The organism is Bradyrhizobium sp. SRL28 (genome assembly GCF_018596315.1).
Lineage (GTDB): Bacteria > Pseudomonadota > Alphaproteobacteria > Rhizobiales > Xanthobacteraceae > Bradyrhizobium.
In genome coordinates this window covers 341,461-368,446 of the sequence record NZ_JAHEAG010000005.1, presented here as the reverse complement: position 1 = coordinate 368,446, position 26,986 = coordinate 341,461, and the positions used below count along the sequence as shown (strand labels likewise).

Here is a 26,986-nt window from a genome sequence, read left to right as displayed (position 1 = left end):
CCAGCAACACCGAGGTGAACAGAAGCGATGTCTTCCAGGCACCACCCCAGCGCTCATTTCGGCGGAGTTGCGGGAGCTGCGGAAGTCGCTGGAATCGCCGGAGCAGCATTGAGGTTGAGATTGGACGACGCCGCCGCAGGCCGGGTCGTGTTGGCCGGGCACGATGTCAAGAGCTGCGTCCATGACGACCCCAGGCCAAGCGTATCGATGTCGAAAGTCGCGAGCTTGGTCTTGCCCTCCGCGCCGAGCGTACCCTCACCCATCTGCAGGCTGGAAGCTGCCAGCATCGCCTGCATGGCATCGGGCGCGACGACATCGCTCCACACTTCGTACTTGCCGACGCGCGCGGGATACCTTCCAAAGGCCACCGACTTGTCCGTCCCCGCAGCCAACATCATCGTCTTGAGGCCGCCACCGCTTGGGTCGGATTCCCGCACGAACATCAACCGGGCGCGATCCTTGTTCTCGCAGAACAGCCGCCACTCCATCGTTCGGAACGACACGCCATCTCCCTGTTTTGCCACCGCCATCTTGCGGACGTACGGGCGCGACGCGGCTTCGAGTGTCCACGCCGTTTCGGACAAGGGGCGTGTATCGATGCCGAAGCGATAGAGCTCCGCCCGCGTGAGGACATGCAAGCTCTCGAATTTTACCGTCTTGATGAGATCATCCAGCTCACGGCTGATGCCCATGGCAACGACGAAGGCGGCGCGCTCGCGGTCGGCCCTCGCCATGCTGTGTCGCTTGAAATCGGCAATCTGCTGCGCCGAGAATGGCCCGCGAGCGAGCAGTGTGAGCCTCGAGTTATGTACGGCGATCGCGGCATCGGGCGCGACTTCGCGGGTCGTGGCGCCGAGAAACAGATAGCCGCAGGCGGAATTGCACATGGCGTTGCGGGTCGTGAGCTCGGCCTCAACCTCGCCGCCTGCCGTCTTGACCTTGAGGCAGACCGCATCGACCTGGGTTCCGCCGGCGCAGGCGGTTGCGATGGTGCGTCCGATCCGGGCGACGGCCTTCCGGCTGCGCAACAGGCGGGCGATGACATAGGATGGCCTGACCGAGCCGCCCGGCGAATGAAAATAGATCGGCCGCCTGGTATCCTTGACGTCGCGCAGGAAGCGGCTGACGCGCACCGCCGCACCCTCATCGACCTGGCCTTCGACCGCAATCCAGCGATCGCAGCCCGGACCGCACGAATTGGCCGGGCCCCGGGCATTGTAGATGATCAGCCTGGGTGGAAATCCGGCCTTCTCGGCTGGCGTTTCGGCACGCGCCTCGCCGTGAACCAGCAGCATGGCTGCGAGAAGGAAAAGGCGAAGCATCATGACCGGCGTAATCAGCGGGCTAATGGAAGCAATCGCCAAAACTAGACAATGCCTGCCGGCGCTGCAACCCTTGGTCCCCACGCCTCTCGCGTGGTGCTCCAGCGATCGGACTGAGGCCCTTGATTGTAAGCAGGATTTGACCTGAATTTCTCGATATTGCCCGATTGCAGGCGCCGAATCGCCTGCTATACCGCTGCTTCCCGCTTACCTGCGCTCGTTCGCAGGAGTGAGCTTTAGGAGACCACTATGCCTGACCAAAATACGCCCGCATCCGGATTCCAGTTCGGCCTTGCCAATTTGAAACCCGCCGAGCCCTTGGAAAAGATCACCCTCACCTTCCCGGACGGCGCGAAACGCGAATACGCCAGGGACATCACCGGGCTCGACATCGCCAAGGGCATCTCGCCCTCGCTCGCCAAGCGCACGGTTGCGATGGCGCTGGACGGCGTGGTCGCTGACCTCAACGATCCGATCTCGGGCGATGCGAAGATCGAGCTCATCAACCGCGATGACCCGCGCGCGCTGGAACTGATCCGGCATGACTGCGCGCATGTGCTGGCCGAAGCGGTGCAGTCGCTGTGGCCGGGCACTCAGGTCACCATCGGCCCGGTGATCGAGAACGGCTTCTATTACGACTTCTTCCGCAACGAGCCCTTCACGCCGGAAGATTTCGCCGCAATCGAGAAGCGGATGCGCGAGATCATCGCACGCGACAAGCCCTTCACCAAGGAAGTGTGGGATCGCGAAAAAACAAAGCAGGTGTTCCGCGACAAGGGCGAGGCCTTCAAGGTCGAACTGGTCGACGACATTCCCGGCGACGAACCGATCAAGATCTATTTCCAGGGCGACTGGTTCGACCTCTGCCGCGGCCCGCATATGAGCTCGACCGGCAAGGTCGGCAACGCCTTCAAGCTGATGAAGGTGGCGGGCGCCTATTGGCGTGGCGATTCCAACAACCCGATGCTGACGCGCATCTACGGCACGGCGTTTGCCAAGCAGGAAGAGCTCGACGCTTACCTCAAGCAGATCGAGGAAGCCGAGAAGCGTGACCACCGCCGGCTCGGCCGCGAACTCGACCTGTTCCACTTCCAGGAGGAAGGCCCCGGCGTGGTGTTCTGGCACCCGAAGGGTTGGACGGTGTTCCAGGCGCTGATCGCCTATATGCGCCGCCGCCTGACCGGCGATTACAGCGAGGTCAACGCGCCGCAGATCCTCGACAAGGTGCTGTGGGAAACTTCAGGCCACTGGGACTGGTATCGCGAGAACATGTTCGCGGCGCAGTCGGCCGGCGACGAAGCCGAAGACAAGCGCTGGTTTGCGCTCAAGCCGATGAACTGTCCGGGCCACGTGCAGATCTTCAAGCATGGCTTGAAGAGCTACCGCGACCTGCCCTTGCGCCTTGCCGAATTCGGCGTGGTGCATCGCTACGAGCCGTCGGGCGCCATGCACGGCCTGATGCGCGTACGCGGGTTTACCCAAGACGACGCGCATGTGTTCTGCACCGAGGCCCAGCTTGCCGACGAGTGTCTCAAGATCAACGAGCTGATCCTGTCGACCTATGCGGATTTCGGCTTCGAGGGCGAACTCACGATAAAACTCTCGACCAAGCCGGAGAAGCGCGTCGGCACCGACGAGATGTGGGACCATGCCGAACGCGTGATGGCCACCGTGCTGGCGGAAATCCAGGCCAGCGGCAGCAATCGCATCAAGACCGCGATCAACCCCGGTGAAGGCGCGTTCTACGGGCCGAAGTTCGAATATGTGCTGCGCGACGCCATCGGCCGCGACTGGCAATGCGGCACCACGCAGGTCGACTTCAACCTGCCGGAACGCTTCGGCGCGTTCTATATCGACGCCGACGGCTCGAAGAAGGTCCCGGTGATGGTCCACCGCGCGATCTGCGGCTCGATGGAACGCTTCATCGGCATCCTGATCGAGCACTTTGCCGGCAATTTTCCGCTCTGGCTGGCGCCGATCCAGGTGGTCGTCACGACCATCACCTCCGACGGCGACGAATACGCCAAGGTGGTCGCCGCCGCCGCGCGGCGCGCGGGCCTGCGCGTCGAGATCGACCTGCGCAACGAGAAGATCAACTACAAGGTCCGCGAACACTCGCTGGCGAAGATCCCTGCCCTGCTCGTCGTCGGCAAGAAGGAAGCCGAGACCCATTCGGTCTCGATCCGCCGGCTCGGCAGCGATGGGCAGAAGGTCATGCCGACCGACGAGGCGCTGGCCGCCCTCGTCGAGGAAGCGACACCGCCGGACGTGAAGCGGGCGCGGTCCGCGGCCTGATCATAATCGGTCTAAATCCGCTTCCGCTGGACCGGTTGTGCACCTATCTCTGGCACAGCCGCTTCCGATGAAAGAGACCCTTGTGCCCGACGCTATTGAACTCCTGAAGAACCGCCGCTCGGTCAAACCCCGCGAGATGAGCGGGCCCGGCCCCACGCCTTCCGAACTCGACACCATCCTGACCATCGGCGCGCGGGTGCCGGACCACGGCAAGCTGACGCCGTGGCGCTTCATCGTGTTCGAGGGCGACGCCCGGGCGCGCGCCGGCGACGTCATCGCGCAGGTGTTCGCAAAGAAGAACCCGTCAGCTCCGGTCGCCGATATCGAGGTGGAGAAGCGCCGGCTGATGGACGCGCCGCTGGTGATCGCGGTGGTCAGCTTTACGAAGCCGCATCCCAAGGTGCCGGCCTGGGAGCAGGAACTGTCCGCCGGCGCTAGCGCGATGAATATCGTCACCGCGGCCACCGCGCTCGGCTATGGCGCGAACTGGCTGACCGGCTGGTTCGCCTTCGACCGCGATGTGCTCGATGGATTTGGATTGAAAGCGGATGAGAAGCTCGCGGGCTTCATCCATATCGGCACGCCGGCCAAGCCTGCCGAGGATCGTCCGCGACCGTCGCTGTCCGAGATCGTGACGCGGTTCTAGACTTGGGTTCTAGATTTGGGTTCGTTACATTCGCTGTTTGCGACTTTAGACAGCTCTCTTCATCGCCATTCAACGACGTTGCCCGGAGCACAAGTCTCGTTCTGCGCCGGGCATTGTCGCGTCGTCACGACAGGACGACCATGGCGCGCACGATCAACCCCACAGATGATTGTCGAAGTACTGGTGCGCCACGTTGCTCAGTTCGGCGAGCTGCGCGCTGGGCAAATCAGCGCCCGACGCGGCGGCTGCATCGCTGTGGTCACCCTGGATTGAATGCAGCAGGGATGCGAGATCGGCGAAGCGGCCACCAAGATCGCCGCCGAAGCCATTACTCGTGCCGGCATCTGCAGCGGCGCCCGTGGCGCCATCGCCCGCAGCCGTCTGGGTTCCGCCACAGCCGCCGGCGCCGCCATTACCCGCATCTGCGGTCGGCGTTGTCGGCGTGTCAGGCGTTGCTCCGGTATCGGGAGTGGCGGTGTCCGGCGGCGTGGTGCCGGTGCCCGCATCCGCCATGTCGGTGGTGTTGGCGCCATAAAGCGCCACGATGCCGTCGATGTCGGATTGCTCCAAACCGGTGAGGTCGAAATTGGCGAACGAGTTCATCACCGCGTCGTCGTCGTTGTAGTGACCCAGTCCAATCGCATGCCCGATCTCGTGGATCGCGACGAGGCTGAAAGATTGTCGCCACTATCGAACTGAATCTCCGCGCTCTGAAGCTGGCCCCCTGCATAGCTGAAGCCCGTGACCCCCAGTACGTTGCCGGCGCCATCGAGCGCACTGTTTGCAAAATCGATGTCGGAATCGGCCGTGGACGCGACTTGCTGGAATTGGATGTTGGCGACCTCGGACCATTCGGCGAATGCAGCATTGATGGATTGCAGCTCCGCCTGGGAGATACTGTTATCAACGGCCCAGGTGACCGTGCCACCCGCAGTGCCCAGTTCGGGTGAGCCCCATTTTGCGCCCTCGAGGCTGAAATCGATCGCCATGGTATCTCCTTCACTGTTGACGTGGATCAAGATCGCAGTGTCGGAGACGTAGGCTGTCTGCTTGACGAGACTGAGATTCTCGCTGGCGAGAGTGAGGCGATACAACGCTCATTAAATGATAAGCCATGCTACGACGAGCCGACGCAGCGGTGCTACGTCGAAGTTTTTTTGTTCGCTTAGCAGCTTCGTAGGATGGGTAGAGCGAAGCGAAACCCATCAATCTCACACGCAGACAGAGGATGGGTTTCGCTTCGCTCTACCCATCCTACAGGGCGATCGCACTAATGACCGTGCAACTCTACTTTGCATGGGGTTGTTTTGCGATTTTTTGGTCGGACCGCCCGGCAGCCCACCGCCAGTCTGCGCTTCTAGCGCGCGATGACCTCGACTTCGGCGTCGACGCCGTTGACGACGTTGAAGGGACGCTCGAACACCTTGCCTTCGTTCTTGGCAATCGCGCGGTATTCGCCTTCGGACAGCACGACGCGGGGAAACGCGCCGATCGATTCCTTGATGACGTCGCCGCCCGGCGTGATCACCGACCATGCGGTGTTGGCGAGCGCCTCGCCGCCCCGGTCGCTGACGAGCTTCAGCGTGATGACAGCTGCACGATGGCTGACGGTCACGTCCGTCAGCTTGCCGGCCTGCACACGGATGTCGGAGCGGACGACGGAGTTGGCGTCGCCATAGTTGGAGATGATGTAATAGGTTCCCTCCGGCAGCAGCGCGACGTCGCCTGCGGCCACGTTGGGCACCAGCGACTGGCGCTCGGCGCCGGCGCCACCTTCGAACTGGCTGCCCTTGTAGAGCGCAAACGAAATCTGGTTCGGTGGAATCTTGCTGCTGCCAACGCGGCCCTCGATGCGCAGTCCGCCGGCCGGAAGCACGAAGGCCACCCGATCGGTCTCCGCTTTCAGACTCACCGCCCGCACCGCGCTGACCAGGCCGAGGGCGACGTGGACGACGTAACTGCCGGGCGGCAGCACGATGTTCGGGGTCGCGCCGCGCTCCTCGCGGATCAGCTTGAACGTGCCGGTGTCGTCGGGCTTGTCGGCGAACACCCGCCACACCAGCCCGCCGTTGATAACAGGCAGATCCTTGCCGTAGCGCGCCGTCAGCGACAGCACCCCCTGATTTGGAACTGGGGCCGCTGCTGGAGGCGTTACCGGCGGAATCGTCGCGATCGACGGTGGCACGATGGTGGGCTGGTTCAGCGGCGCCGGCGGGATCGTTCCCGTGCCCGACGGCGGTGCCAGATTCATGGCGGGCCCGGTCTGGACATCCGGAACCGCAGCCGGCGGCACCGGCGGCGGGCGGTCCGAGAACATCTGGGCCGAGGCCGGGACGGCAAACAAGACGACCAGCGCCAATGCAAACGCCAGCGCCGGGAAAGGCCATCCGCCCCGCCCGAATCCAACGATACCGTTACCGCCCAAGATCATGGCCATGCTTTTCACCGAAAACGCGGCAAATTCAAGCCTCCTGGCGGAAGTTCGGGCCGACAGCGGTAGCGGAACCCGCACCAGCACCCCAAATTAATCCTGCGGTCGTGGTCAAGTCACATTCCCTGCCTAGGCCGCTTTCCCCGGGCATAAACCATGCATCCGGATTGGGATGGACTGTTCTGGCGCTTCTGCGCCGCGGCGAATATCGTTGAAGCCGCAGGAGAGTTTGCGTGTTGGATAGCTGGATGGGCCGCGGCCAAAAGGGCTCCGATGCCCAAGACAAAGCCCAGGACAAAGTGGGGCTCGGCAGCATCCGCCGGCCGGTGATCGGGCTCGCGCTGGGCGGCGGCGCCGCGCGCGGCTTTGCCCATATTGGCATCGTCCGGACGCTGGTGGCTCATGGCATCATTCCCAACGTGGTGGTCGGAACGTCGATCGGCGCTGTGGTCGGCGGCGCCTATGCCTCCGGACATCTCGACGCGCTGGAGGCATGGGCGCGCCGCCTGCAGCCGCGAAGCGTCCTCTCCTATCTCGACATCCGCCTGAACGGCTCGGGCCTGATCGGCGGCGCCAAGCTTGCGGCCGAAATCGAGGCGGCGATGGGCCAGAACCTGATCGAAGAACTGCCGGTGAAGTTCGCCACCGTGGCGACCGAAGTGCGCACCGGTCACGAGATCTGGCTGACCCATGGCCCGATGGTGGACGCGATGCGCGCCTCCTATGCGCTGCCGGGAATATTCTCGCCGATAATGGTCGGCGACCGCTGGCTCGTCGACGGCGCGCTGGTCAATCCGGTGCCGGTGTCGGCGGCACGCGCGCTCGGCGCGGAGATCGTCATCGCCGCCAATCTTTCCAGCGACGTCTTCACGCACTCCACGACGATTTATTCCCACGGCCCGACGCCCGGCGTTTCGGTGTCGGTAATGCCGGAAACGGCGGCTGAACCCGAGCCGCGGAAACGCGGCATCGGAAAATTCTTCTCCGCCGAGCGCACCATGAAGCGTGAATTCTTCGGCGGCGGCGGACGGCCGGGCATCTCCTCGGTCATGGTCGATGCCTTCAACATCATGCAGGACCGCATCACCCGCGCACGGCTGGCCGGTGACCCGCCGGACTTGTTGATCTCGCCCCGCGTCGGCAAGATCGGCTGGTTCGATTTTCATCGCGCCGACGACCTGATCGCCCACGGCGTGCGCGCTGCCGAACGCGCCATCGAGTCGATCCAGGAAGCGATCCACATTCTGGCGCCACCGCCGGCGGGCGCAGCCGAGCAGGCAGTCGAAAAGACCGAGAAGGAATAACGCTCAGGCCGTCTTGATGTAGTCGCGCAGGGCTTCCTGCTCGGTCTCGTATTCATGGACCCGGCGCTTGACGATGTCGCCGATCGAAATCAGGCCCACCACCTTGCCGTCCTCGACCACGGGCAAATGGCGGAACTTGCCGATCGTCATCATTTCCATGATTCCAGACACGGTGTCGGACTCGCGGCAGCTCACGACCTTGCGCGTCATGACCGCGCTGACCGGCTCCTCGAGCACCCTGGCGCCGCGCTCGCCCAGCACCCGGACGATGTCGCGTTCCGACAAAATACCTTCAAGCCGCCCCTGGTTCATCACCAGCACGGCGCCGATCTTGCGTTCGCCAAGGACCTTGATCGCAGCCGAAAGCTTGACGTCCGGGTCGACGCTCAGAATCTGATGGCCCTTGGTGTCGAGAATTGAACGTACCGTCATTGGCGCCTCCCTGAATCCGTTCGCGCCCCTTGGGGCCCGACTTGTTCGCGAGTCTTCAATCAACAGTTCCGCGCCGGTGTCGGGGCGCGGCTCACAAGCGCGGCTGTCATGCACGGCAGCGGCGTAGGCTTGCGTTACAACTTTATGTGGATGATGAATGAAATCGTCCTTCGCCGCAAGCGGCGATCAGACGCGGCCAGCTTCGTCCGGCGATGAAGCATCCGTGGCATGCGGCGTCGCACGCGGCACCGGATCGAACAGCGAAAACAACATCAGGCCGGCGAGAAATCCGCCGATATGCGCCTGCCAGGCAACGCTGGCGCCTTCCGTGCCGATCGAAATCGCCCCAAGCCCGAAGATGATGTTGACGCCGAACCACACCGCCAGAAATCCGAGCACGCGCGGGTTGCGCAGCGCCCGGGCGAGCGACAGCGCTGGAACCTTCGCTGCGGCATCCGCATCGCCCCGGTGGAACGAAAGAAAACTTCCCCGCACGAAGGCGAAGCGGATGGCCGCGGCCATGGCACCGGATACCGAGGCCGAGGCGCCGATCATCGGCGCGATCGCGTGCTCGTGGGTAACGAGATGCGCCAGTGCGCCCGCCGCAGCCGCCACCGCCATGAATGCGAAGAACCTGACAGGACCGAACCGGCGGGCCAGCGCACTGCCGAACGGCAACAGCCACAATATGTTGAAGCCGATATGGCTGAGATTGGCATGCAGCAGCGAATAGGTGACGAAGGTCCAGACCTTGGCGCCGGCCCCGCCGGGAAAGGTAATGTTGAGCAGCGTGGAATCGTAGCGCTTCGGAATGAAACCGAACACGTCGATGGTCCAGTTCTCCAGTTCCACCGGCAGCAGCACGCGCAAATGAATCGCTGCGATCAGCGCGATATAGGCCGTCAGCGCACCCGGCAGCGTCAGGATCGGCTCGTGCGGGGTCTCCGGCGGCTCGACGTGGGAGGAGTAGGGCTGGGATTCCAAGGGGTCCAGGACCTTAGCTGGGCTTCGCGGCGTATTGGTCCAGATAGGCGGCTTTACCCACCCTGTGCAAGTGCACAATCACCGTTATCCGTGTCCCGGACGCGGCGCGGCACGAAGTGACGCGACGCAGAGCCGGGACCCACCACGCAGTCCGCCTGGGTCCCGGCTCTGCGCGCACCGCCAAGGCGCTGCGCCGCGTCCGGGACACGAACTCGCCGCCCAAAGAAAAAGGGAGGATGCTGAGAACATCCTCCCTCATCTTGCTGATCTTCTCGCGCCCCAGGAGCTAAGGATCACATCCCCACCCCTCCCCGCGCGATGACCAAACTATTTGACACCAGCCTGTGTACCAACTGCGCCGAGAACCCTGAGATAAACCGGCGCCGTCTGATGCGTTCCACACTACGCACGCCGCCCCGCCTTCGCCAACCTCATAGTTAATTTAACGTTAACAACGCAAAGCCGTGGCTCGCGCGGCCAAATCGCGTTCCCGGCATGGACGCTGCAAAGCCTGTCCTGCACAACACCCAAGGGAAGGCGTGTTGCGCAAAAGCGGGACAGAAGTGTCTCGCCAAGGCAACCCGGGGCGAGGATTAGTTATGAAACACCCATCGAGCCGCGAGTTCTTCGCCTATTGGGATGCGAAGCGGGGCGATGCGCGGGCGCCGGACCGCAGCGAGATCGAACCCGGCGCGGTGCGCGAACTGCTCGGCGACATCTTCGTGCTGTCCTACGACAACGACGCCGGCTACCCGTTTCGCGTCGCCGGAACGCGGGTCTGCGCCCTGCTCGGCCGCGACCTGAAGGATACGAGCTTCTCCGCGCTGTTCGCCCCGGACAGCCGCCGCGAGATCGAGGACATCGTCAACTACGTTGCCGAGGAAATGCTGGCGGCGATTGCCGGCATCACCGCGACTTCGGAAGACGGTACGACGGCGCATCTGGAGTTGCTGCTGCTGCCGTTCAACAACCGCGCGCATGCGCCGATCAGTCTGACCGGCGTTCTGGCGCCGTTCGAAGGCGACCTCGGCACGATCAGGGATTTCAAGGTGACGTCGTGGCGCTATTTGCACCGGCCGCAAAAGCTCGTTCCGCGCGCCTTGCGCAAGCTCGCCATCGCGCGCGGCTTCATGGTGTATGAAGGCCTGCGGTAATCACGAACCGACGGGTTCAACAAACACCGCAGCGCAACGCATGGTCGCGTGACCATGCTCGAAAACGACCCACAAGCGCCTCCAAAAAATGCACAGCCAAGCATTGCCTAAATGCGAGGCGTCAGGCAGGGTCGAATCACGACGTGGAGCCGGGCCACATCAGCAGAATGATACGCACCGAGAGGAATCTCGGAGGCGCTTGTTCGCCGTAACCTCGGAGATCCTAGAATGCCTTTCAAGAAACTGTTGCTTGCCGCCGCAATTGCCACTGCCGCGGTGGCGACGCAGGCCCATGCCGACGCGCTCGATTCCATCATGAAGTCAAAGGTGATCAAGGTCGCGGTGCCGCAGGATTTTGCGCCGTTCGGCTCCGCCGGCCTCGATCTCAAGCCGCAAGGCTACGACATCGACATGGCCAATCTGATCGGCAAGGAACTCGGGGTGAAGACCGAGATCATCCCGGTGACCAGCGCCAACCGCATTCCCTATTTGCAGACCAACAAGGCCGACCTCGTGATCTCCAGCCTCGGCAAGAACGAGGAGCGCGAAAAGGTCATCGACTTCTCGATCGCCTATGCGCCATTCTTCTCCGGTGTATTCGGCACCAAGGCGATCGCGGTTGCCAGCGCCGCCGACCTCAAGGGCAAGACCATCGGCGCCACCCGCGGTGCGATCGAGGAACAGGCGCTGACCGCCTCGGCGCCGTCGGACGCGACCGTCAAGCGCTTCGAGGACAACAATGCCACCATAGCCGCCTTTGTGTCCGGTCAGGTCGACCTGATCGCCACCGGCAACACGGTGGCCGCCGCGATCGCCGAAAAGGTTCCTGCCCGCGCGCCGGCGCTGAAATTCGTGATCAAGGACAGCCCCTGCTATGTCGGGCTCAACAAGAACGAGCCGGCGCTGCTCGCCAAGGTCAATGAGATCATCACCAAGGCGAAGGCATCGGGCGAGATAGGAAAACTGTCGGAGAAGTGGCTGAAAGCGCCCTTGCCGCCCGGCTTCTAAACGCCAGCGCCGGGGCACCCGCGTGTCTTACAAACTGCAATTCGCCGAACTGCTGCCCTACTGGAACGTGCTCCTGCAGGGGCTGGTCTTCACGATCGTGCTGACTGTTGTCTCGACCGTGGCCGGCATAGCCGTCGGCACCGCCGGGGCCTCGGCGCGCACCTTCGGACCCGCTTGGCTCGGCCGCATCGTTGCGGTCTATGTCGAATTGATCCGCAACACGCCGTTTATCGTGCAGCTGTTCTTCATCTTCTTCGGCCTGCCGGCGCTGGGGCTGAAGCTCAGCGAGACCACCGCCGCCTTCCTCGCCATGGTGATCAATCTCGGCGCCTACTCGACCGAGATCATCCGCGCCGGCATCGAGGCCGTGCCCAAAGGCCATATCGAAGCCGGGCTCAGCCTCGCCATGACCAAATGGGAGGTGCTGCGCCGCATCGTGCTGAACCAGGCATTTCGAAAAATCTATCCGGCGCTTTCGTCGCAGATCATCATCGTCATGCTGGGCTCGGCGGTGGTGTCGCAGATCTCGGCGGAGGACCTGACCTATGCCGCGAACTTCATTGCTTCGCGGAACTTCCGGAACTTCGAGGTCTATCTCCTGGTCGCGCTGGCCTACCTCCTGCTTGCGCTGCTGACGCGCTCGCTGTTGCGCGCGCTCGGCCGCGTCATCTTCAAGGCGAGGTGAGCCGTGCTGCAGTTCAGCTTCTGGGACATCCTCTCCAATCTCTTGATCGCCACGCAGTGGACGATCGTGCTGTCGCTGATCGCGTTCTTCTGCGGCGGCATCGTAGGCCTGATCCTGTTGTTCATGCGGACGTCGCAGATCGCGCCGCTGGAATGGTTCACCAAGATCTACATCGAGTTCTTCCAGGGCACGCCGCTCTTGATGCAGCTCTTTCTGTTTTTCTTCGGCATCGCGCTGTTCGGCGTCGAGGTCTCGCCATGGACGGCCGCAACGCTGGCGCTGACATTCTGGACCAGTGCATTCCTGACCGAGATCTGGCGCGGCTGCGTCGAGTCGATCCCGAAGGGCCAATGGGAGGCTTCCTCCAGCCTCGCGCTCAGCTACATCGAGCAGATGCGCTACGTCATCCTGCCGCAGGCCTCGCGCATCGCGATCGCGCCCACCGTGGGTTTCTCCGTGCAGGTCATCAAGGGCACGGCGCTCGCCTCGATCATCGGCTTCGTCGAACTGACCAAGGCCGGCACCATGCTCAACAATGCGACCTTCCGGCCGTTCCTGGTCTACTCGCTGGTCGCGCTGATCTATTTCTGCCTGTGCTTCCCGCTGTCGTGGTGGGCGAAGAAAATCGAAGGCCGCCTCAATGTCGCTCGTTAGCATTCGTGACGTCAGGAAGAGTTTTGGTGCGAACGAGGTGCTGAAAGGCGTCTCGCTCGACATTGCCAAAGGCGATGTCGTCGCGATCATCGGCCGCTCCGGCTCGGGCAAGAGCACCCTGCTCCGCTGCATCAACGGGCTGGAGACGTACCAGTCCGGCAGCATCACCGCCGACGGGATCGAGGTCGCCGGCGCCAACACCAACCTGCGCGAACTGCGCCGCCATGTCGGCATGGTGTTCCAGCAGTTCAACCTGTTTCCGCATTTGACCGCCGCCGAGAACGTCATGCTGGCGCCGACGGTCGTCAACAAGGTGTCGAAGGCGGAAGCCCGCGCGACCGCCGCCGAGGTGCTGGCCAAGGTGGGACTATCGGAAAAGATGGACGCCTATCCGAGCGAACTCTCCGGCGGCCAGCAGCAGCGCGTCGCCATTGCCCGCTCGCTGGCGATGCGGCCAAAGGTGTTGCTGTGCGACGAAATCACCTCTGCGCTCGACCCGGAACTGGTCAACGAGGTGCTGCGCGTCGTCGAGCAGTTGGCGCGCGAGGGCATGACGCTCATTCTGGTGACACACGAAATGCGCTTCGCCCGCGACGTCGGCACCAAGCTCGTCTTCATGCACCATGGCAAGGTGCACGAGGAAGGCGTTCCGAAGGAGGTCTTCGCCGCGCCCCGAACGCCGGAACTGCAGCAGTTTGTCGGCCAGGTCGGCTGAGTTAGGCCGAACACTATTATTCTCTTAGTCCGTTGGCGCGTCGATCCGCGTTACGGATCGACGAGCACTCCCGGGTTGAGCATGCCTTGTGGATCGAGTTCTCTTTTTGCTGCCCGAAGCGCGGCCGCGAAAAGCCCCGGGCGTTGGCGATCGTACCAAGGCCGATGATCACGGCCAACAGCGTGATGATGCGTGATTGTACCACCCGCCTCAATCAGCGCGTCACTGGCCGCACCCTTGATCGCCTGCCACTGCTCCAGAAGCGCACCGTGGCGACCGAGTGCGTGGAAAGAAAAATAGGGCGCGGGCCCGTCCGGATAGACATGGGTGAAGCGGCATGTGACCTCGCCTTTCAGGCCAGTCGCTTCGAGTATCGCTCGCTCCGTCGCCGCCTTCACTTTGTCGTGGAAACTCTCGAACCGGTCCCAGGTGATAGCGGTCTCAAACGTGTCGTTGATGAGACCGGCCGGGGTCAGAAACTCGCGCGCATATGGCATGCGAATAAATGCGTTCCGCCAGATTCCTGCTGCGCCTTCGAGATGTGCATCGCCGGCTTTTGCGGCCTCCGGCGTCCCGCCATGGTCGGCGCAGCATTCGAGCGCACGTGCCATCCAGGCATCCGGCGAATGGTCGCCGGATTCAAAGCCGAGCACCATGATCGCGACACTGCCGTCGGCCGCGCCGGTGTTGAACGCCTCTTGCGCGTCAAGGATGCGGCAGTTCGATGGATAGAGACCGGCCTGTGCGATGGTGCGCAATGCGCGTGCCGCACCGAAGAACGAATCGAAACGAACCGATGCGCCGGCACGGAATTTCGGACGTGGCTGCAATCGCATCCAGGCGCGCGAAATCACGCCAAGTGTTCCTTCCGAGCCTATGAACATGCGGTCGGGGCTCGGTCCAGCACCCGATCCCGGCAATCGACGCGTTTCCAGTATGCCGCGCGGCGTCACGACGCGCAGGCTTTCCACGAAATCATCTATATGCGTGTAGAGACTGGCGAAATGACCACCCGATCGCGTCGCGATCCAGCCGCCAAGGGTTGAATATTCGAAACTCTGCGGAAAATGCCGCAACGTGACGCCGTGCGGCTTAAGCTGGTTCTCCAACGACGGACCATAGGCACCGCCTTCGATCAGTGCGGCGCGCGATATCTGATCTACCTCGATAACCTTACCGAGATTGCGTAGGTCGAGTGTGACGGCCGCCTTGTAGCGAAGCCCATCTATCCGCGGCTCGACGCCGCCGCAGACGCTCGACCCGCCCCCGAACGGCGTCAGCGAGGCGTTGACGCCACCGGCCCAGTCCATCACAGCGGAAATCTCTGCTTCGTTGCGTGGATATGCGACCGCGTCGGGCGCGCTGTCGTAGTCGCCGAGCATGCCTCGCACGTAGTCTGGATAGGATTTGCCGTAGGTGTGCGCGACCCGGTCGTAGCGTTCGCTCGTGCAGAAAGCGGCAAGTGAGCTCGGCAGCGCAACGCGCGGCGCCCGCAGTGCCAGGTCCTCAAGACGCGGCACGGCTTTTGTCTCAAACGCATCGCGTGCGAATTTCGCGTGGTAACGGCCGAGCACGAAAGCCTGCTCCTCGGCAGTCATGCCTTCGTTTTCGCGGCCCCAGCCGTAATGTTTTAGCCTTGCACCGCTCATGGCATCCTCCCTGCTTTTTTCTGTCTGTGACTTCCGAGGTCGCCACGGTATCCGGCGCGCCGCTGCAGTTCTGTGCGTTACCTCAACGCGCGCTGAAGGTGAGGCCGGCGCGCTCCTTCAGACGCTTGCGCAACGCCGAACCCATCAGTGCGCCCGGCGTCCAGATGCCGCCCTCGCCCTGCACGTCGCGCACGAGGCAGAGAGCGCTCTCGGCGATCATCTTGCTGGCCGACCCGTAGCCCGGATCGCGGTCGCCCGTGACTACCGCCTCGACCCGTCCGCCATCCGGCAGCTCGCCCAGGAAGAGGATGTCGTAGAAGCCCTTCTCGCGCGCTTCCCGAGTCGGGCCTGCGCCGCGTTTGAGACCGCCGGTCCCGAGCAAGGAAACCATCGTGGCGAACGTCTCCGTCGCCACGCCAGCGATCTCTCCAAATCCCGGCGCGACCATCATCTCGTCGTAAACGAAGTCCGTGCCGTAGGGATGACCCAACAGGAAATTCGTGCGGTGCACGTTCTTGGTGTTGATAGGCGCCATTGGGAACGGGACAAGCAACACGTTCAGGCTCGGGTCGTATTCGGGGATAAGGCCCGACGGCTGGGACGGCCCGGTGAACCCCGGCGTCAACGCGAAGGGATCGGTCAGCAGCCGGATCAGGACCGGGTCGCGCGCGGCGGCGGCCAATGTCGCCTGAGCGCTCGCCGCAGTGCCGCCAGACATGCCGCCTTTCACCTTACGCAGGCGGGCCTTGACTCGTCGCGCCGGGCGTCCGAATTTTTCGCGCGCCTTCTCCTGCAACGTAAGCACGCCGAGATCGAACGGGATGGAATCGAAGCCGCAGGAGAAGACGATGCGCGCACCGGTTCGTTTCGCCTCCTCGTGATGGGCGTCGATCATGCGCCGCATCCAAGGCGGCTCGCCGCACAGATCAACATAGGCCGTGCCCGTAGCCGCGCAGGCCGCCACAAGCTCGGGACCGTGGAGCTGATAAGGCCCGACCGCCGTTATGACCACGGCCGCACGCTCGCACATCGAACGCAGGCTGGCCGGTTCGGCGGCATCCGCTTTAACCAAAGGCAAATCGTCTGGTGCGCCGATGTCGGCACGCACCTTCTGAAGCTTGTCGGTCGAGCGTCCCGCGATCGCCCAGGACGGAGCATCGTCGCCGCGATAGGACGTTGCCAGATGTTCGGCGATGAGACGGCCGGTGTAACCCGTCGCACCATAGACGATGAGGTCGAAGTCCCGCTTCACGACGTTGGCCCTCCTCGATACCCGGGAGCGATCTTTAGATCCGTGTGCAATCGCAGGACGCGGGGACGCTCAGCACGAGCAGCAAGGGCCATTTTAGGGTCCGCCGCTTCGTTGAACCGTCCCATCGCGTTTGACGAAGGATACCACAGTTCCTGCCTTCGGCGCGCAACGTCCGCTTGGGGGGCATTCGGGACCGGGGCCAACCAATGGCAAGCCTGGCCATGTCCGCTGTTCCGCCGAAAGCGGAAGTAGATTCAGAGCACTAGCCTAGGGCGTGGACACATCGTGCACGCAGCACGGCGGCCCTGGTTTGGTTGGACCAGTGCAGAAGTTCAAGACAGCGTCACATTATCGAGGAAAGGCTGCCAGGAGAGTGCCTCCCTGTTGGCCTTGTCAAATTGTCCATCCTCTAAAAGCTTACCGACACATCTGAAGTATTCACAAAGGAATGACGCGTCCGGCAATTGGTACACGTGCTCATCCGGGACCCACAGATGCAATTTCCTTGCGGAGCCAAGTGCGGACATGATTGCAGGTTTGAGATCACCCACATTGTCCGGCCATCCTGACGTCGCGGTTCGAATTTTGAGGCTGTCTGAAAGACTGCGAAATTTAGCGCCGAGGCTCCGGAGCTCGGAAGCTTTTTTCTCATCCGACTTCCGGTTCAACCATTCCAGTGAGGCGCCAAGTACGATTCCGGTCCAAAAGACCAACGCAAATTTAAACCAACGCTGTTGGCCCAGTGCGCGAAGGTTATCAAAAACGGTCGTTGCCACAGCGTTGTGAAAAACCGTCGTTGCCATACCGCTGGGATCGGAGGAGACGTTTTCCGCCAGCCATTTTTCGAGGATAGGCGCGATCAATGGGATCAGCAGAAGACCCCAAATTCCAAACAGAAACTGTTTAAGCCATTTGGACATGGAGCCTTATTGTTTAGCCCACTGAACAACCGTCCAGCCGGATAAAGGTTGCACCCGACCAAGAACCACATGCCCGCCTCCGAGCAGAGATCCCTATTTCGTCGCCTTTCTTCCGGGGATCACGAATTCGACGACGACGCTTCGATCCAGGGGCTGATGGTTTGCGTTGACGGGCGTAATCTCGACTTTGTGCGGGCCCTCAGGAAGACCAGCGATAATGATAGGCCCGCCGCTGGTTTCGGCCCAGATCCACGACGCGCCATCAACCGCAACATGGAGATGCCCGATGCGGGGCGACACATCGAGGGCGTTCGACCCAAACACCGGGACGATCTGCAGATTTTCGGTGCGGTACTGGATGAACACAACTCCGCGGCTCAGCGGTTCGGCCAAAGGTGCGTCGACCACGATTTTCGCCGCGGGCTGCGGCTCAGCGGTCTGAGCGATGGCGTTGGACGTCCACAGAGCGGCTATCGCTACGACAAAGCCGATGAATGCCTTGGTCATGCTTATTTCTCCTTATCAGGACTCACCCGCACTGACGACGTGACACGATCAACTATGAGTATACAGCCTACCGCGACAGCAGATTGGTCTTCGCCACGTCGATCACCTCGTCGCCTCGCCCGCTCATCACGGCGCGAAGTACCCAGAGGCTGAAACCCTTGATCTGCTCGGCCGTGATCGTCGGCGGCATCGACAGTTCCTGCGTCGCGGTCACGACATCGAGGACCGCTGGGCCGTCATGAGCCAGCACATCGCGGATCGCGTTTGAGAGCTCGCCGGGGTCTTCCACCCGCACCGCATGAATGCCCATGGCGCGGGCCATCGCGGCGAAATCGGGATTCTTGAGATCGACGCCGGTTTCGATGAAGCCTGAGGCTTTCATCTCCATCGCCACGAACCCCAGCACGCCGTTGTTGAAGATCACGATCTTCACCGGCAGCTTCATCTGCGTCAGCGTGATCAGGTCGCCCATCAGCATGGCAAACCCGCCATCGCCCGACATCGAGATCACCTGCCGCCCCTTCTGCGCGGCCTGCGCGCCGATCGCGTGCGCCATGGCGTTGGCCATCGAGCCGTGAACCCAGGAACCGATCAGCCGCCGGCGGCCGTTCATGGCGAGATAGCGCGCCGCCCAAATCGTCGGTGTTCCGACATCCGCCGTGAACACCGCGTCCTCTGACGCCTGCTCGCTCAGGAGGCGCGCCAGATATTGCGGGTGGATCGGCTTTTGCCCCGGCGTACCCTGCGCGAGTTCGTCGAGCCCGGCGCGGGCCTTCTTGTAGTGAGCGATGCTGTCGTCAAGATGCTTGCGGTCCGTCTTCGCCTTCAGCTTCGGCAGCAGCGCGCCGATGGTGGCCCCGACGTCGCCGACAAGTCCGAGGTCGAGCTTGCAGCGGCGACCGAGATTTTCAGGCCGGATGTCAACCTGCGCGATCTTCGCATCCGTCGGCAGGAACTGCTTGTAAGGGAAATCAGTGCCCAGCATCAGCAACACGTCGCAGGCATGCATCGCGGCATAGCCGGACGAGAAACCGATAAAGCCGGTCATGCCGACGTCGTAGGGATTATCGAACTCGACATGCTCCTTGCCGCCGAGCGCATGCACGATCGGGCTCTTCAGCGCCTCTGCAAGCCGCATCAAGCCATCATGCGCGCCGGCGCAGCCGCGGCCACAGAACAGCGTGACGCGCTTGGCGCCATTGAGGAGTTTTGCCAGCGCCTCCAGCTCGGGTTCGGCCGGCCGAACGATCGGCATAGACGGCAGCAGCCCCGCATTCGGCGAGATGCCGCGCTTGGGCGCTGACCGCAACGCGACGTCGCCGGGAATGACGATAACGGCGACGCCGCGACGCCCTACGGCCGCGCGGATGGCATTCTCCAGAACATATGGGAGTTGCGCCGGATCGGAAACCAGTTCGCAATAGTGGCTGCATTCCCGGAACAGGTCCTGCGGATGCGTCTCCTGAAAATAGCCGCCGCCGATTTCGGCTGATGGAATCTGCGCGGCGATGGCGAGCACCGGCGTGCGGCTGCGGTGCGCATCGAACAGGCCGTTGATGAGATGCAGATTGCCGGGGCCGCACGACCCGGCACAGACCGCGAGTTCGCTTGTGATCTGCGCTTCGCCTGCGGCCGCGAAGGCGGCGACCTCTTCATGCCGGACGTGAATCCAGTCGATCGCCTTGCGCTTGCGCAGCGCGTCGGTGAGGCCATTCAGGCTGTCGCCGACCACGCCGAAGATGCGCTTGACGCCAGCCTGGGCCAATGTCTCTGCGATAAGGTCTGCGACATTGTCGATCTTCATGTTGCATGATCCCTTCTCAGCGTCCGGTGAACACCGCCGCACGTTTCTCGAGGAAGGCGTTGCGTCCCTCCACCGCGTCGGCGCTGAGACGGATTTCCGCCTGCGTTTCGATCTCGCGGCGGAACTGATCGGCATAGCTGGCGTGTTCGCTCTCGTCGATCAGGCGGCGCGTCGCGACCAGCGCACGCGTCGGGCCGCTTGCGAGTTTGCGCGCCAGCTCGAGCGCGCCGTCACGAAGCGCGGCATCGTCGAACACGTCGCGGACCAGTCCCCACTCCTTGGCCTGATCGGCCGTGAGCGGCTCGTTGGTCATCATCAGTTCGAGCGCACGCTGCCGGCCGACGAGGCGCGGCAGCAGCCAGGTCGAACCGAGATCGGGGACCAGCGCGATGCGGCTGAACACCTGAATGAAGCGCGCCGAACGCGCGGCAACGATCATGTCGCCCGCCATCGCAAGGCTGAAGCCGCCGCCCGCCGCCACGCCATTGACCGCCACCACGACCGGCACGCGGCACTCGCGCAACGCCTTGAACGTCGGCCAGTAATACTTCATCACGCCGGCGGCGATGTCGTCGCCGAGGATTTGCGCGGCCTTGAGGTTCTGGCCCGAGCAGAAGCCGCGGCCGGCGCCGGTCAGCACCAGCGCCCTCACCTGCGGATCGTCAGTCATCTCGGCAATGGCGATCGCGAGGTCGCCCAACAGATCGGGCGTCATCGCGTTCAGGGTCTCAGGCTCATCCAGTGTCAGCACGCCGACGCTGTCGTCGCGTTCCCGCTTCACACCCGGCATTTCGCACCCTCCGTTCGCAGGCATTTCTGGCCGGCCCGGCCGGGCGCGAGAGTAACCTAATGCCACCGCGCGCAACAATCGCCTCTCGCAGACTTGACCAAAATCGTCGCTCCCAGAGATACTTGGCCGATTGGACGTGAGCTATGTTTGAGATTGGTATTTTCTGCGTAATTTTTCTGGCGGTGGCCTATTGGGCCGTGCTCTGGCTGATGGGACGTCGCGAGGACGTGCTGCATGGCGAGTTCGTCAAAAGCGAACCGCCTGCCGAAGAATCTGTGCGGCCAGTTTTCCCGAAGCGTCCGGTTCAATCCGCGCCGCGCGAACGTCCCGCTGAAGTGGTTTCGGAGCAACCGCCATTCCGGCAGGAACGGTTGGAGTCGCTGCTGAAGACGATCAAGCAGGACCTCAATCAACTCGTGCAGAAGTAACAGAGCCTGCGCAGTACGGCAGCGCTGCGTAACACGTTCGTTCGCTCGACCTGATACAGCCGCGCCGCGATCATCGGTCTCACGGTCCATGCTGCTATCCCAGCGAATTGACATACAGACCGGGCTGCCGCAGCCTGCAGGAGCAACTTTGACGGGAGCGAAGCGAGTCGCATGAAGCTGATACCCGGCTCGGAGCGCATTTTCTCGGATGACGAAACCGATCCGCTCGACGGGAAGGTGCGCTGGTGCCCATCGAAATCGCTCTGGATAGGTACGATGACCGCCTTGGCCGTCGTCCTTGGGCCAATGTTTCTGACCTGGAGTGCCTTCCTCCTCTTCGTCACCACCAGCGGCGTGACCCTTTGCTTCGGACACTCCGTCGGCATGCACCGGCGCTTGATTCATTCGAGCTTCGATTGCCCGCTATGGCTCGAACATCTCTGCGTCTATCTCGGCACGCTGGTGGGAATGGCCGGTCCGTACGGAATGGTGCGATTGCACGACTTCCGAGATTGGGCGCAGCGCCAGCCGCGATGCCACGATTATTCCTGCCACCGCGCCGGCTTTTGGCGCGATGCATGGTGGCAACTGCACTGCAGACTTGTGCTGAAGCACCCGCCGGAATTCCGGCTCGAACCGAGGCTAGCGAATGACCGATTTTACGCCTTCGTCGAGCGAACGTGGATGTGGCAACAATTGCCCTGGGCGATCTTGTTCTTCGTCATCGGCGGCTGGAGCTGGCTCGTCTGGGGCATTTTCGTGCGGATCAGCGTTTGCGTGACCGGCCACTGGCTGATCGGCCATTTCTCCCACCGAAGGGGCGGCCAGACCTGGGTGATCGATGGCGTCGCCGCACAGGGATACAATGTCGGACTCGCCGGGCTGATCAGCATGGGCGAGAGCTGGCACAACAACCACCACGCTTTCCCGCAATCGGCAAAGCTGGGGCTGTTGCCGGGGCAGATCGATCTCGGCTGGTGGCTGATCAAGAGCTTCGAGGCTGTTGGCCTCGCAACCAACGTCAAGACGCCGGCCAACCTGCCACGGCGGCCCGGGTTACGCCGCCTGGGAAGTCCCGGGGGCGCCGAGGCGCTCGGCGGCTCCTCGCGAGCAACGCCGTGAGCCCGGAAAACGTCGGGCTCGGCGCACCCAACCCCGATCCGCGTGAATGCCAACACTTGATGCAGCCGCCGATAACACATCGTTAACCCTGTCGGCCTTAGGGTCTTCCCGACGCCGAAGGACCGGCTGTCTGGTGGCGAAGATGTCGTTTGCGCAAAAGAAAACAACCACAGTCCCCTCCGCCCAGGAGCGACGACGCTTTCAGCGTGTCAAAGTCCACCTGCTCGGCCGCTACATGCTGCCGGACCGCCGCGAATTTCCTTGCCAGATTATTAACATGTCGCCGGGCGGATTGGCCCTGCTGGCCCCCGGCATCGGCAATGTCGGCGACCGCGTGATCGCCTATCTCGACCATATCGGCCGGGTCGAGGGCAAAATCACCCGGATCATCGATAACGGCTTTGCCATGACGGTCGGCGCCACCGCGCGCAAGCGCGACAAGCTCGCCGCCCAGCTCACCTGGCTTGCCAACCGCGATATCCTCAATCTGCCGGAAGACCGCCGCCACGACCGTATCGTGCCGCGCAATCCGATCGCGCTGCTCACGCTCGAGGACGGCAGCAAGATGACCTGCCGCATCATCGACCTGTCGCTGTCGGGTGCCGCCATCGCCGCGGAGAACCGCCCGCCGCTGAAATCGCTGGTCATGCTGGGCAAGGTGCAGTCCCGCGTGGTGCGAAACCTCGAGGAAGGCTTCGCGCTCGAGTTCGTCCACGAGCAGGTCGGCGAAGCGCTCGAAGAAGCGGTTACCGCGCGGTAAAGCGCCAGCCGACAAAAATCCCTGACTTTTCAGCCTCAAAAGGCGGTATCCGCACCACGGATGCCGCCTTTGCCGCGTCTTAAGGCCCGCAAAACGCAGTTAACGCGGCGTGCTTTCGCGCGCTTATCTGCCGCTGGCGAAGCGCCGCGCGCGTTAATGTATAAAATTTGAATCAATTGCAGTTGTTTCAAATTTTAGTCGAATTCAATTCAAGTATAGATCGAATTAGCTCCAGCTTTTACTAGTATTCACGTCAAATGTACTTGTCTGACTTAGCGGCGGCGCAAATCCTTTGTGCGAAACATGGTCCCAACAAGAAACGGGGGCCGCAATGTTGTTCAGGGGACAGGGGAAGGGACTGGCGGTCATCGCCGTCCTGTTAGGGATAAACGCTTCAATGGGCGTCCAGGCGAAAGCCGGCGACGCTCTCTATGCCAGCCTTGGCGAGACCGCGCGTTCGCCGATCGGCTGGGTCGAATTTTGCGCCGAGAATCCCGGCGATTGCCGCGGCGGCGCATCACAGCCGCGCGACATCGTGATGTCGCAGACGGCGTGGCGGGATCTGGTGCGGGTCAACAAGTGGGTCAACGAGACCATCAAGCCGATCACCGACATGGATCATTGGGGTGTGATCGAGAAATGGTCGTTGCCGACGGACGGATACGGTGACTGCGAGGACTATGTGCTTCTGAAGCGCAAGATGCTGATCGACGCCGGATGGCCGCGCGAAGCGCTGCTGATCACGGTGGTGCGCGACAAGAAGGGCGAAGGCCACGCGGTGCTGACCGTGAAGAGCGACAAGGGCGAATTCGTTCTCGACAATCAGAATGAGAACGTCCTGGCCTGGACCGAGACCGGCTACCGCTTCGTCAAGCGACAGTCGCAGAGCGATCCGAATCTGTGGGTCTCGCTCGGTGACAACCGCCCTGCGGTCGCTACCGCCTCGTCACGCGATCGATAACGAACAAAGGATTTTACGAACCCGCGACCCGGTCACATCCCCACCCCTCCCCGTCCCAGACCGGTTCGCGCGCGGCCACCCTTCCCCCAAAGGGTGGCCGCAACTTTTTTAGGGGTACGGCGCGGCCGGTAGAAATCCATGCCGCCAGCGCCACCCGGGATGTACACTTCCAATGCTTTTGCGCTGCCCAACCGATATGCGATGATGGCCCGCCGCAGCGGGAGAACGCACCTTGGCCCACAGCGAGATCGACGCCATCCGCACATTGCTGGGCTCGAAGCCACGGCCGGTCGGATGGTCGGAACGACGTGAACGCCTCGACGAGGTCGGGTCGACCTGGCCGGTGGCGCCAGACATTCAATGCGAGGCCGTCGATTGTGATGGCGTCGCCGGCGAGTGGTCGATCGTGCCCGGCAGCGAGCCTTCGCGCGTGCTGCTGTATTTCCACGGCGGCGGATATTGCTCCGGCTCGATTGTGAGCCACCGCCGCCTGGTGACGGAGGCGGGGCGTGCGGCGCGCACACGGACGCTTGCGATCGACTATCGGCTTGCCCCTGAACATCCTTACCCTGCCGCCCATGAAGACGCGCTCGCGGCATGGCGCTTTCTGCGCCGGCAAGGCATTGCAGCGACTGATATCGCCGTCGGCGGCGACAGCGCCGGCGGCAACCTGACGCTTGGGCTGATCAGCCGTTTGCGCGCGGCGGGAGAGCCGCTGCCTGCGTGCGCCTGGCTGATTTCGCCGTGGACAGATCTCACGATGTCCGGCAGCACGCTTGCGACCAAGGACGCCATCGATCCGCTGATTCACAAAGCCTATCTCGCTGAACTCGCGGATGCCTATGCGCCGCCATCCATCGATCGCCGCGCTCCGCTGATCTCGCCGCTGTTTGCCGATCTCACGGGCTTTCCGCCGGCCCTGATTCAGGTCGGATCGGCCGAGACATTGCTCGCGGACGCGACGCGGCTTGCCGAGGCCGCAGGCGCAGCCGATGTCGATGTGACGCTGCAAATCTGGCCGCACATGATCCATGCATGGCCAGTCTGGAATGCAAATCTCGAAGACGGCCGGCGCGCGTTGGCCTACGCCGGCCAGTTCATCCGGGCGCAGATCCGCTAGCCAGGCCCCTTCCGGGGGAGCCGTTGCTGAGCTCGAAACCCCGATCCTGAGGGGTTTTGCCGGGAATCCAAGGCTCGTCCTACAAATCCCGGGTTTTAGCGCCCTCCGGCCTGTGCTATTTTGGAACTTTAGAATCACGTCCGGATTTGGAGTCGCATGATCGAACTCGAGCCCCGGAGTGCCAGCCCCATCGCGCGTTTTGGCGGACAGCCGATTGCGATCGCCGCTGCGGCCCTCGTCATTGTTGTGCTTGGCGTAAGCTCTATCGCCCTGTGGCGCGCCTATACCGGCAGCGCCCCCGAGACCGATCGCGTGGTCGCGAGCCGACAGATGCAGGTCCGCGCCGCGCAGGCGTCCGAACAACTGGTCGAGAAGACCAAGGGTCTGGAGGCGACGCAGCAGGAATCGATCGATCAGTTGCAGGTGGTGCAGGATCAGCTGCTGACCGTACGCCGCCTGCTCGCCGCGCAGCAGGCCGACACTAGGAAGCTTTCCGAGCAGGTCGGAACGCTGACCGAAGCAGTCGACGGCTTGCGGCAATCCTTTGCCAGCGCGCAAGCCGCCGAACCCGCCGCGGCTACCGCGCCGCGTAAGCGGACGGCCAAGGCAAAGCCCCGCTCAAACCGGAGCGCGAACCGCAGCCGCGCCAAGGCGCGCGGCTGATCGGTCTCGACGGAGCTTGGCGATGAGGCCCGCTCAGCGGGCTGATGTGCGGCCGGCCGAAGTTTCACGTTGATCAGCACCTTGCCTGTCCAGCCGCCTCACAACGACCGTCATTGCAGGTACCTTGAGAAGGCGGTCCGATCGCGCCACTGCCCCATGCGGCGGGCGGCGGGATATTTTCCACCGTTACGGCACGTCTTGCCGCAACTTTTTTCCGGCTTTGTGAACTGGTTCACACTTCCCCGCAGGAATCCCGGGCATCGTGAAATTCACCGGATGGCGTGAGCCGATTTCAATATCCGGGGCTGGCAAGGTCGTTGACGGTATACTGCGTCGACGGCCTTGTTCTTTTGTGCCCGATTTTTGGGCCTTTGCGCTGCGCGCCTCCCCCAACCAGCTGACATTCTCGCAAGCAGGTGATTTGCGTTCGCACCGGTTTGCAAGCTGAATGCGCCTCCCAAAAAAGGAGGACCTGCCAATGAGCGCCGAACCCATGCTGACCTCGGATGTCATCGGGCTGACCAAGGTCGCGCCATTCTCGCGCCGCGGCTTCATGACCGCGTCGGCCGCCGTGACGGCGGGCTATACGCTTGCGGCCGGGCCGGTGCGCGCCGACGTGATCAAGACGGACACCAGCAGCCTCGTCACCGGTGATGCCAGGATCAAGGTCGCGGACGGCGAGATGCCCGGCTATTTCGCGCGGCCGGCCGGCGTCAGCAACCCGCCGGTGGTGCTGGTGGCGATGGAGATTTTCGGCCTGCACGAATACATCAAGGACGTGACGCGGCGCCTCGCCAAGCTCGGCGCGTTCGCGGTGGCGCCGGATTACTATTTCCGCAAGGGCGTCGACCTGACCAAGATTACCGAAATCCCGCAGCTAATGCCGATCGTGAATTCGAAGCCGGACGCCGAACTATTGTCCGATCTCGACGGCACCGTTGCCTGGGCCAAGTCGCAAGGCGGCGATACCTCGCGGCTCGGCATCATCGGGTTCTGCCGCGGCGGGCGGACGGTCTGGGAATATGCCGCCCACAGCGGTGCGCTCAAGGCGGGCGCCGCGTTCTACGGTTCGCTGGTCGATCCGCCAAATCCGGTCTGGCCGAAGAGCCCGACGCAGCTCGCGGGCGAGATGAAGGCACCCGTGATCGGCCTCTATGGCGAGGCCGACACCGGCATTCCCGTCGCGACGGTGGAAGCCTTCAAGGCGGCTCTGGCGGCGGACAAGAAGACTGCCGAGTTCAAGACCTATCCCGGCGCCCCGCACGGCTTCCACGCCGACTATCGCCCGAGCTACCGCAAGGACGCGGCCGAGGACGCCTGGGGCCAGATGCAGGCCTGGTTCAGGAAGTACGGGGTGTTGAGCTAGTCTGGAATCTGTGA

General features: G+C 63.0%; 25 protein-coding genes and 1 pseudogene. 15 read left to right on the top strand and 11 right to left on the bottom strand.

Going from position 1 to position 26,986, the window contains the following annotated elements:
• Positions 1–53 precede the first annotated feature (53 nt).
• Positions 54–1,325, bottom strand: a complete 1,272-nt coding sequence (locus tag KIP88_RS15420; protein WP_214488755.1) for a hypothetical protein — start codon at positions 1,323–1,325, stop codon at positions 54–56.
• Between the two features lie 246 nt (positions 1,326–1,571).
• On the opposite strand from KIP88_RS15420, the gene thrS reads away from it, so the two are divergent.
• Both thrS and KIP88_RS15410 read left to right on the top strand, forming a co-directional pair.
• The gene (gene thrS, locus KIP88_RS15415) at positions 1,572–3,617 is read left to right on the top strand and encodes a threonine--tRNA ligase (RefSeq protein ID WP_214488754.1); all 2,046 of its coding nucleotides are present in this window, start codon (positions 1,572–1,574) and stop codon (positions 3,615–3,617) included.
• 82 nt (positions 3,618–3,699) lie between these two features.
• Positions 3,700–4,263, top strand: coding sequence for a nitroreductase (locus KIP88_RS15410; protein ID WP_214488753.1), 564 nt, complete (start codon positions 3,700–3,702; stop codon positions 4,261–4,263).
• A gap of 153 nt (positions 4,264–4,416) precedes the next feature.
• Here the strand turns inward: KIP88_RS15410 and KIP88_RS46510 are convergent.
• Together KIP88_RS46510 and KIP88_RS15395 are read right to left on the bottom strand one after the other, a co-directional pair.
• Positions 4,417–5,252 (bottom strand): annotated as a pseudogene (locus tag KIP88_RS46510) (matrixin family metalloprotease).
• 368 nt (positions 5,253–5,620) lie between these two features.
• Entirely contained in the window at positions 5,621–6,694 is a 1,074-nt protein-coding gene (locus KIP88_RS15395) for a hypothetical protein (protein ID WP_214488831.1), read from the bottom strand.
• A 233-nt stretch (positions 6,695–6,927) separates the two neighbouring features.
• Here KIP88_RS15395 and KIP88_RS15390 point away from each other — a divergent pair, with 233 nt between their 5' ends.
• Positions 6,928–7,998, top strand: a complete 1,071-nt coding sequence (locus tag KIP88_RS15390) for a patatin-like phospholipase family protein (protein WP_214488750.1) — start codon at positions 6,928–6,930, stop codon at positions 7,996–7,998.
• Positions 7,999–8,001: 3 nt separating this feature from the next.
• Here the strand turns inward: KIP88_RS15390 and KIP88_RS15385 are convergent, their stop codons facing one another.
• Positions 8,002–8,430, bottom strand: coding sequence for a CBS domain-containing protein (locus KIP88_RS15385; RefSeq protein WP_214488749.1), 429 nt, complete (start codon positions 8,428–8,430; stop codon positions 8,002–8,004).
• A gap of 186 nt (positions 8,431–8,616) precedes the next feature.
• Complete coding sequence (locus KIP88_RS15380) at positions 8,617–9,414, bottom strand: rhomboid family intramembrane serine protease (protein ID WP_214488748.1); 798 nt, start codon at positions 9,412–9,414, stop codon at positions 8,617–8,619.
• 599 nt (positions 9,415–10,013) lie between these two features.
• On the opposite strand from KIP88_RS15380, the gene KIP88_RS15375 reads away from it, so the two are divergent.
• The 5 genes from KIP88_RS15375 to KIP88_RS15355 all read left to right on the top strand — a co-directional run bounded on the left by KIP88_RS15375 (position 10,014) and on the right by KIP88_RS15355 (position 13,630).
• Entirely contained in the window at positions 10,014–10,568 is a 555-nt protein-coding gene (locus KIP88_RS15375) for a PAS domain-containing protein (protein ID WP_214488747.1), read from the top strand.
• A gap of 228 nt (positions 10,569–10,796) precedes the next feature.
• A complete protein-coding gene (locus KIP88_RS15370) occupies positions 10,797–11,576 on the top strand; it encodes a transporter substrate-binding domain-containing protein (protein ID WP_214488746.1) in 780 nt (259 codons plus the stop codon).
• Between the two features lie 22 nt (positions 11,577–11,598).
• Positions 11,599–12,261, top strand: coding sequence for an amino acid ABC transporter permease (locus KIP88_RS15365; RefSeq protein WP_214488745.1), 663 nt, complete (start codon positions 11,599–11,601; stop codon positions 12,259–12,261).
• A gap of 3 nt (positions 12,262–12,264) precedes the next feature.
• The gene (locus KIP88_RS15360; protein ID WP_214488744.1) at positions 12,265–12,915 is read left to right on the top strand and encodes an amino acid ABC transporter permease; all 651 of its coding nucleotides are present in this window, start codon (positions 12,265–12,267) and stop codon (positions 12,913–12,915) included.
• On the top strand, positions 12,902–13,630 hold the full coding sequence (locus KIP88_RS15355; protein WP_214488743.1) for an amino acid ABC transporter ATP-binding protein: 729 nt from the start codon (positions 12,902–12,904) through the stop codon (positions 13,628–13,630). The genes KIP88_RS15360 and KIP88_RS15355 overlap by 14 nt, the downstream gene beginning before the upstream one ends.
• Before the next feature lie 50 nt (positions 13,631–13,680).
• Here the strand turns inward: KIP88_RS15355 and KIP88_RS15350 are convergent, their stop codons facing one another.
• The 6 genes from KIP88_RS15350 to KIP88_RS15325 form a co-directional block, all read right to left on the bottom strand.
• Positions 13,681–15,279, bottom strand: coding sequence for an FAD-binding oxidoreductase (locus KIP88_RS15350; RefSeq protein ID WP_214488742.1), 1,599 nt, complete (start codon positions 15,277–15,279; stop codon positions 13,681–13,683).
• Between the two features lie 82 nt (positions 15,280–15,361).
• The gene (locus KIP88_RS15345) at positions 15,362–16,531 is read right to left on the bottom strand and encodes a trans-acting enoyl reductase family protein (RefSeq protein WP_214488741.1); all 1,170 of its coding nucleotides are present in this window, start codon (positions 16,529–16,531) and stop codon (positions 15,362–15,364) included.
• Between the two features lie 332 nt (positions 16,532–16,863).
• Positions 16,864–17,451 carry a hypothetical protein gene (locus KIP88_RS15340; protein ID WP_214488740.1) on the bottom strand — a complete coding sequence of 196 codons (588 nt, stop codon included), beginning with the start codon at positions 17,449–17,451 and terminating at the stop codon, positions 16,864–16,866.
• 93 nt (positions 17,452–17,544) lie between these two features.
• On the bottom strand, positions 17,545–17,958 hold the full coding sequence (locus KIP88_RS15335; RefSeq protein ID WP_214488739.1) for a DUF6130 family protein: 414 nt from the start codon (positions 17,956–17,958) through the stop codon (positions 17,545–17,547).
• 67 nt (positions 17,959–18,025) lie between these two features.
• Positions 18,026–19,762, bottom strand: coding sequence for a ubiquinone-dependent pyruvate dehydrogenase (gene poxB / locus KIP88_RS15330; protein ID WP_214488738.1), 1,737 nt, complete (start codon positions 19,760–19,762; stop codon positions 18,026–18,028).
• A gap of 16 nt (positions 19,763–19,778) precedes the next feature.
• The gene (locus KIP88_RS15325; protein WP_214488737.1) at positions 19,779–20,552 is read right to left on the bottom strand and encodes an enoyl-CoA hydratase-related protein; all 774 of its coding nucleotides are present in this window, start codon (positions 20,550–20,552) and stop codon (positions 19,779–19,781) included.
• Between the two features lie 143 nt (positions 20,553–20,695).
• Between KIP88_RS15325 and KIP88_RS15320 the strand changes: the two genes are divergently transcribed.
• The 7 genes from KIP88_RS15320 to KIP88_RS15290 all read left to right on the top strand — a co-directional run bounded on the left by KIP88_RS15320 (position 20,696) and on the right by KIP88_RS15290 (position 26,972).
• On the top strand, positions 20,696–20,980 hold the full coding sequence (locus KIP88_RS15320; protein WP_214488736.1) for a hypothetical protein: 285 nt from the start codon (positions 20,696–20,698) through the stop codon (positions 20,978–20,980).
• Positions 20,981–21,151: 171 nt separating this feature from the next.
• Positions 21,152–22,102 (top strand): acyl-CoA desaturase, encoded by a 951-nt coding sequence (locus KIP88_RS15315; protein ID WP_214488735.1) that lies wholly within the window; start codon positions 21,152–21,154, stop codon positions 22,100–22,102.
• A gap of 142 nt (positions 22,103–22,244) precedes the next feature.
• A complete protein-coding gene (locus KIP88_RS15310) occupies positions 22,245–22,862 on the top strand; it encodes a PilZ domain-containing protein (protein ID WP_212422063.1) in 618 nt (205 codons plus the stop codon).
• Positions 22,863–23,193: 331 nt separating this feature from the next.
• Positions 23,194–23,823, top strand: coding sequence for a transglutaminase-like cysteine peptidase (locus KIP88_RS15305; protein WP_214488734.1), 630 nt, complete (start codon positions 23,194–23,196; stop codon positions 23,821–23,823).
• 232 nt (positions 23,824–24,055) lie between these two features.
• Positions 24,056–24,943 carry an alpha/beta hydrolase gene (locus KIP88_RS15300; RefSeq protein WP_214488733.1) on the top strand — a complete coding sequence of 296 codons (888 nt, stop codon included), beginning with the start codon at positions 24,056–24,058 and terminating at the stop codon, positions 24,941–24,943.
• Positions 24,944–25,099: 156 nt separating this feature from the next.
• A complete protein-coding gene (locus tag KIP88_RS15295; protein WP_214488732.1) occupies positions 25,100–25,606 on the top strand; it encodes a hypothetical protein in 507 nt (168 codons plus the stop codon).
• Positions 25,607–26,084: 478 nt separating this feature from the next.
• On the top strand, positions 26,085–26,972 hold the full coding sequence (locus tag KIP88_RS15290) for a dienelactone hydrolase family protein (protein WP_214488731.1): 888 nt from the start codon (positions 26,085–26,087) through the stop codon (positions 26,970–26,972).
• The last annotated feature ends 14 nt before the right edge of the window (positions 26,973–26,986 follow it).